Here is a 6,936-nt window from a genome sequence, read left to right as displayed (position 1 = left end):
GAGCCACTCAGCGTCGGCAGCCTTCAGCTTGGGCTGCACGGCCAGCATCGGGGCCGAGGCCAGCGTGCGCGACAGGCCACGCAGCTCGCCGTTGGCGTGGCTGTGGACGACCACGTCACCACCGATCACGCGCAGGCCCTGGAAGCGACGGGCGAAGCGCACGTGCTCAGTGCCGTCGGCGTCGAGGATCACATCGTTGGCTTCGAAGCCGGTGCTGCTCGCCGAGCGTTCGCCTTGCTGCAGATGGGCGAGGGCGCGAGAGACAGCGGCCGAATGGTCGGCCGGCGCGGCGGCCTGGGCCGCGATGCTGAACAAGGCCGCGCAGGCGAGGGCCACGCGACGAAGAGAATGCGAATTCAAGCTGGTCTCCTTGTGGGCGAATCAAGTGGGGCGCAACCTGCGGTCCAGGTGCGTGGGCCGCATGATGTCGGCGACAACCTTCTGTCACAAGGCTTTCACCTTCATGAACGAGGGTTTGCTGAAGATCGTTGAACAAGCGCCGGTCGGGTGGCAGGTCATTGAAAGTTCATGACCTTTTCACGGGCGCGTCATGGGTCGCCGCGAGCATGCAAGGCCATGCAGACCGCCGCCCTCGACCTGCCGCTCCCGTCGCATGCCGCCGCGCCGTCGCACCCGACGCTGAGGTTTCGCACGCTGTGGATCTCCGACATCCACCTCGGCACGCCGGGCTGCCAGGCCCATGCGCTGCTGGAGTTTCTGAAGGTCACCGAGTCCGACACGCTGTACCTGGTGGGCGACATCATCGACGGCTGGCAACTGCGGCGTGGCTGGTACTGGCCGCAGGCCCACAACGACGTGGTGCAGAAGCTGCTGCGAAAAGTGCGCAAGGGCACGCGGGTCGTCTTCGTGCCGGGCAACCACGACGAGTTCGCGCGCAAGTACCTCGGCCACAGCTTCGGTGGTGTCGAGGTGATCGAAGACTGCGTGCACGAGACAGCCGATGGCAAGCGCCTGTGGGTCACCCATGGCGACCTGTTCGACGGTGTCATCCAATGCGCCAAGTGGCTGGCCTACGTGGGCGACTCGCTGTATGAGTTCACGCTCAAGCTCAACCGGCACCTGAACCGGCTGCGTGGCCGTCTGGGCCTGCCGTACTGGAGCTTGTCGAAATACCTGAAGCTCAAGGTCAAGCGCGCAGTCAGCTACGTGAGCGACTTCGAGTCGGCCGTCGCGCGCGAGGCGCGCAAGCGCGGCGTGCACGGCGTGGTCTGCGGCCACATCCACCATGCCGAGATGCGCGAGATCGACGGCGTGCTCTACGCCAACGATGGCGACTGGGTCGAAAGCCTGACCGCCCTGGCCGAACACGCCGACGGCCGGCTCGAACTGATCGACTGGACGCAGATGGCGCTGGCCCTGGCTGCGGACGAGCAAGAGGTGCCCGCGGTGGCGCCGCGTCTGCCGGAAACCGTGGCGGCCAGCGCTTCGGCGCTGGGCGCCTGATGGTGCGCGAGGTGCCGCCGCTGTTCGGGCCGGCACCGGACCCTCGGAGGGCGGCACAGGCCGAAAGGGTCATTCCAATGTCACAACAGATTCATAAACTGGCGCCATGAGCGATTTTTTGTCCGGCGCGGCCTCGGTAGACGCGCCTGCCCCGAGCACCAGCGCCCCCTTGGCATTGCTCAACCGCGAGCAGGCGATCCTGGAGTTCAACCGCCGGGTGCTGGCCCAGGCCCAGCGTGAAGACGTGCCGCTGCTCGAGCGGCTGCGCTACGTGACCATCGTCTCGTCCAACCTCGACGAGTTCTTCGAAGTCCGCTTTGCCGACACGCTGGAAGCTGCCCGCGCCGCGCCCGGCGAAGCCTCGCGCGCCGACCTGGCCGAAGTCGCCGCCCGCGCCCATGCCCTGATCGACGAGCAGTACGCGGTCTTCAACGACGAGGTGATGCCGGCCCTGGCGCGCCACGGCATTGAGGTCATCAACCACGAAGACCGTGACGACGCGCAGCGCCAATGGGTGGCGGCTTTCTTCGAGCGCGAGGTCCGGCCACTGCTGATCCCGGTCGGGCTGGACCCGGCCCACCCTTTTCCGCAGGTGGCCAACAAGTCGCTGAACTTCATCGTGCGCCTGGGCGGGCGCGATGCGTTCGGCCGCGAGAGCCAGATCGCCATCGTCAAGGTGCCGCGGGTGCTGCCGCGGGTCATCCGCCTGCCGGCCACCGTGTGCCGGCCGGGGCGGCAGGGCTTCGTGCTGTTGTCGAGTGTGATCCGCGCGCACCTGCAAGACCTGTTTCCCGGCCGCGAGGTCGAGTTCTTCTCGCAGTTCCGGGTCACACGCGATTCCGACCTGGATGTCGACGAGGACGACGTCACCAACCTGCGCCAGGCGCTGCGCAGCGGCCTGACCACGCGCCACTTCGGCCAGGCCATTCGCCTGGAAGTGGTCAACAGCTGCCCCGAGCAGCTGTGGCGCTTGCTGCTCGAACAGTTCGACCTGCCCGACGCCGCGCTGTACCGCGTCAACGGCCCGGTCAACCTGGTGCGGCTGACCCAACTGATCGACCAGGCCGATGACTTGGTGGGTGGCGAGTGGATGCGTTTCCCGCGCTACGAGCCGGCTTGGCCCGAAGGCCGGTTGCCGCGTCACCATGCCTTTTTCGACACCTTGCGTGAACGCGACGTGTTGTTGCACCACCCGTTCGAAAGCTTCGAGCCGGTGGTGGAGTTCTTGCGCCAGGCGGTGCACGACCCCGAGGTGCTGGCGATCAAGCAGACGGTCTACCGCACCGGCGAAAAGTCAGTCCTGATGGACCTGCTGATCGAAGCAGCACGGCGCGGCAAAGAGGTGATGGTCGTCGTCGAGCTGAAGGCACGCTTCGACGAAGAAGCCAACATCAACTGGGCCGAGCGGCTGGAAGCAGTCGGCGCGCAGGTCGTCTACGGCATCGTCGGGTTGAAGACGCATGCCAAGCTGCTGTTGGTCACCCGGCGTGAAACCACCAGCAAGGGTGCCACGCATTTGCGCCGTTATGTTCACCTGTCCACCGGCAACTACAACCCGAAGACGGCGCGGCTGTACACCGATGTGGGCTACCTCACGGCCGACCCCGGCATCGCGGCCGACGCCGACGGGGTGTTCCAGCAGATCGCCAGCCTGACGCGGGTCAAGCCGCCGCGCCACCTGCTGACCGCACCCTTCGTGCTGCACCGCCGGCTGGTCAAGCACATCGCCCAGGTCGCCGAAGCCGCGAAGGCTGGCAAGCCGGCCCGCATCGTCGTCAAGTGCAATGCCTTGACCGAGCCGGCGATGATCCATGCGCTGGTCGACGCCGGCCGCGYCGGTGCCCAGATCGACCTGATCGTGCGCGGCGCTTGCATGTTGCCACCGGGCCTGGCTGGCGAGACCGACCACATCCGCGTGCGCTCGGTGATCGGCCGCTTCCTCGAGCACTCTCGGATCCTGTACTTCCGTTGGGGCGATGGCGACGAAGACGAGGCGCTGTACCTGTCCAGCGCCGACTGGATGGGGCGCAACATGTTCCGCCGCATCGAGCTCGCCTGGCCGGTACGCGACCCCAAGCTGCGTCAGCGCGTGCTCGACGAGTGCCTGGTGCCCTACCTTTACGACAGCCGCGATGCCTGGCTGCTGCAAAGCGACGGCAGCTACCGTGCCGAGCGGGGCGGCGCCAGTGCGCAGCAGGCGCTGATGGCGCGCTTTGGCCCCGGTGGGGCGGGCTGATCGATACTCGACCCGTATGGACTTGATCCTCTGGCGCCACGCCGAAGCCGAAGAGCTGGCCGATGGCGTCGACGACCCGACACGTGGCCTGACCAGCAAGGGTGAACGCCACGCCCGGCGCGTGGCCGAATGGCTGAACCAGGTGCTGCCGCATTCGACCAAGGTGCTGGTCAGCCCGGCCTTGCGTGCGCGTCAGACGGCCGAGACGCTGGAACGCAAGTTCAAGATCTCTGAAGCGCTGGCACCTGAAGGCTCGGTCGAGGGGCTGCTGGCCGCCGTGCGCTGGCCCGATGCCCGCGAGCCAGTGCTGGTGGTGGGTCATCAACCCACGCTCGGCTTGACTGCGGCGTACCTGATGACAGGTGCGCGCTTGCTTGGCGCCGAAGCCGAATTGCTGGTGCCCTGGTCGATCCGCAAGGGCGGCGTCTGGTGGCTGCGCCACCGCCCGCGTGAAGACCGGGGTGAAGTGGTGTTGGTTGCAGTGAGAAGTCCCGAGCTCGTCTGAGTTCGGAGTCGCGCGTGTCGCGTCAGGCGAGGGTGAATCCGGCCTCGGCGACTTGGGTGCCGTTGATGTTGACGCTGATGGCGTGCCAACCCGCGTAGTAGCGCCGCGTGGTGATCGGCCTCAGGCTGTGGCGGCGGGTGAGGGTGCGCTCCTCGCCGGGGGCCAGCGTCAATGACCAACCTTTGAACACCTTGGGTGACGGGGTGCCGCGGGCGGTCATATGGTGCACCGCATAGTCGATCACCAGCGTTTGCGTGCTCCGAGCGCGTGAGCGTAGCTGTAGCGTCAACACCAGCTCGTCGCCCACGGCGACCTTCTTTGGAGCGATGCTGAATGTGGCGTCGCCCTTGAAGCGCCCGCCGACACCCCAGGCCGCCATCACCCGTGGATGGCTCTGTTTGATCAGCGTGCGGCTGGCATGGCGCAGCAGCGCGCGTCGCTCGGCCGACGCGTCGGGCAGGTGCTGGTCAAGCCAGTCGGCCAGCAGGTCAGGGTGGTCTTTGGCGATGTCGTTCAAGTGGTTCGCGACGCTGCGGCGCACGATCTCGTCGGGGTCGTCTTGCAGCTTGTGCAGTAACGCGAACGCGGGGCTCGGGTCGACCACCGATGCCTGCAAGCGCAACCCCCATGGCAGGCGAGGGCGGCTGCCTTCGCTGGCCAGGCGGCGTACCGCGGCGCTCGGGTCTTCGGACCAGCGCATCAGCACCGGCCAGACGTCGCTCGGGTGGTCGCGCAGCAGCGGGCGGATCGCGAACTCGGCGGTGAAGCGCTGCGTCAACGCGTGCAGGCACTGCAGGCCACGCTGCAGATCAGCCGGGCGCTGCGCCACGCGTCGGGCGACGAATTCGCCCAGCGACCAGACAACCCAGCCGCGCAAGCCAGCACCGTCTGTGTCGTTGCCGCTGACACCGTGCCCGCCCGCGGGCGCCAGCGCAGCCTCGACGATGGCCGCAGCCTGCTTGAAGTCCGCTGGCAGGCAGGCGTCCAGCGCCTCGGCGATCTGCATCGCACGGGCCTTCATCTCCAGCCCGTCCAGCCCTTGGCCGGCCAGTCGCTCGAAGCGGCGGCGGTCGAACGCTGGCCAGGCGGTGTGCAGGTGGGCTGCGGCGTCGGCCACCGTGCGGGCGTTGATCAGGTTCTTGAACGCGTCAGGCATGGAGCCGCAGCATAGTGAAAACGATAGGCCTCGGAGGGCCTTTGCTACGTGATTCCCACAAACCCTGCTGACAGTGTCGGCGCGAGCATGCAATGGGCTCTTTCCTGACATCATTCAACAAACATCACCTTTGTACTGGAGATGCGCATGACCACTCGTCGCCACCTTGTCGCCGCCACTGCCTTGCTGGCCTGCGCGTGGGTCGCCACCTCGGCGCAAGCGCAGGGCTACCCGACCAAACCGATCAAGCTGATCGTGCCGTTTGCACCGGGTGGCACGACCGACATCATTGCCCGTGTGGTGGCCGAGAAGCTGGGCCCGAACCTGGGCGGCACGGTGATCGTCGAGAACAAGAGCGGCGGCGGCGGCGTGGTCGGCGCGACCGAGATTTCGCGTGCCGCACCCGATGGCTACACGCTGGGCATGGCAACCGTCTCGACGACGGCCGCCAACCCAGCAATCAACCCGGCCGTCAGCTACGACCCGATCGCCGGCTTCACGCCGATCACCAACATTGCCGCGACGCCGAACGTGATCGCCGTGCACCCGTCGTTCCCGGCCAAGGACTACAAGGCCTTCCTGGCTGAGATCCTGGCCAAGCCCGGCAAATACAGCTTTGCGACCTCGGGCACCGGGGGCATCGGCCACCTGCAGATGGAGCTGTACAAGAGCCTGACCAAGGCGTTCATCACCCACATCCCGTACCGCGGCGCGGGCCCGGCGCTGAACGACGTGGTCGCGGGCCAGGTGCCGATCATCTTCGACAACCTGCCGTCGGCGCTGCCCTTCATCAAGGACGGCCGGTTGATCCCGATCGTTGTCGCGGCGCCGCAGCGCGTGGCCTCGCTGCCGAACGTGCCGACCTTTGCCGAGGTCGGGCTGACCCCGGTGAACCGCATGGCCTTCTACGGCATCCACGCGCCGGCCAATCTTCCCAAGGACATCGTCGACAAGATCAACGCGGCGGTGAAGAAAACTGTCGAGATGCCTGAGGTGAAGAAGCGCATCGAGGACACCGGCTCGATCATTGTCGCCAACTCACCGGCCGACTTCGCCAAGCAGATCCAGGACGAACTGCTGACCTACAAGCGGGTCGTGCAGCTGCAGCGCTTGAAGCTCGACTGATCGACTGATCGACCTTATGCCGGTTCACATCGTCAAGCTCGGCAGCGAGCGCGTGCCCGACGAAGGCACGCGCATCGGCACCGTGCGGCGGCCGCCGCGCGGCGTGCCGAAGACCGAGTTCGCTTCGCGCAACTACTACGACGTCTGGTACCCGAACCTGGCGCCCAGCGCCGAGACGATGAAGCTGGGCCAGCAGGCCGAGACCCAGGCGCAGTGGGCCGCGTTCGTCAAGGCCTACCGGCACGAGATGGCCGAGCCCGATGCGGCGCGCTCGATCGCGTTGCTGGCGGCGCTGTCACATCAAAGTCATTTTTCTGTCGGTTGTTACTGTGAGATAGAGGCGCAGTGCCACCGCTCGGTATTACGCACTTTGTTGCAAGAGCAAGGGGCAAATATCGCGCCCGCAAAAGTGCTCTAAGTAACTAGCGCCGCGACATGGCGGTGTCATGC

Annotated in this window: 6 protein-coding genes and 1 pseudogene; 5 read left to right on the top strand and 2 right to left on the bottom strand. The window is 66.6% G+C overall.

What is annotated here, in order from left to right; all coding sequences use genetic code 11:
* Nucleotides 1-360: pseudogene (locus tag AC1DYI_RS22805) on the bottom strand (M4 family metallopeptidase); the annotation flags it as partial.
* Between the two features lie 216 nt (nt 361-576).
* Here AC1DYI_RS22805 and AC1DYI_RS22800 point away from each other — a divergent pair.
* From AC1DYI_RS22800 to sixA, 3 genes are all read left to right on the top strand, one after another.
* Nucleotides 577-1,464: a UDP-2,3-diacylglucosamine diphosphatase gene (locus tag AC1DYI_RS22800; RefSeq protein ID WP_477206422.1), complete on the top strand. Its 888-nt coding sequence runs from the start codon at nt 577-579 to the stop codon at nt 1,462-1,464.
* A gap of 106 nt (nt 1,465-1,570) precedes the next feature.
* Complete coding sequence (gene ppk1, locus AC1DYI_RS22795; protein WP_477206421.1) at nt 1,571-3,700, top strand: polyphosphate kinase 1; 2,130 nt, start codon at nt 1,571-1,573, stop codon at nt 3,698-3,700.
* Nucleotides 3,701-3,716: 16 nt separating this feature from the next.
* Entirely contained in the window at nt 3,717-4,205 is a 489-nt protein-coding gene (gene sixA / locus AC1DYI_RS22790) for a phosphohistidine phosphatase SixA (RefSeq protein WP_477206420.1), read from the top strand.
* Between the two features lie 22 nt (nt 4,206-4,227).
* Here the strand turns inward: sixA and AC1DYI_RS22785 are convergent, their stop codons facing one another.
* On the bottom strand, nt 4,228-5,361 hold the full coding sequence (locus tag AC1DYI_RS22785; protein WP_477206419.1) for a DNA alkylation repair protein: 1,134 nt from the start codon (nt 5,359-5,361) through the stop codon (nt 4,228-4,230).
* A 141-nt stretch (nt 5,362-5,502) separates the two neighbouring features.
* On the opposite strand from AC1DYI_RS22785, the gene AC1DYI_RS22780 reads away from it, so the two are divergent.
* Both AC1DYI_RS22780 and AC1DYI_RS22775 read left to right on the top strand, forming a co-directional pair.
* On the top strand, nt 5,503-6,486 hold the full coding sequence (locus AC1DYI_RS22780) for a tripartite tricarboxylate transporter substrate binding protein BugE (RefSeq protein ID WP_477206418.1): 984 nt from the start codon (nt 5,503-5,505) through the stop codon (nt 6,484-6,486).
* A gap of 16 nt (nt 6,487-6,502) precedes the next feature.
* Entirely contained in the window at nt 6,503-6,904 is a 402-nt protein-coding gene (locus tag AC1DYI_RS22775) for a DUF488 domain-containing protein (RefSeq protein WP_477206417.1), read from the top strand.
* The last annotated feature ends 32 nt before the right edge of the window (nt 6,905-6,936 follow it).

The sequence above is a fragment of the Ideonella sp. P3_A4 genome, from assembly GCF_056403075.1.
The sequence above is the reverse complement of the archived record's forward strand: the minus strand, read 5'-3'. Positions and strand labels throughout refer to the sequence as shown.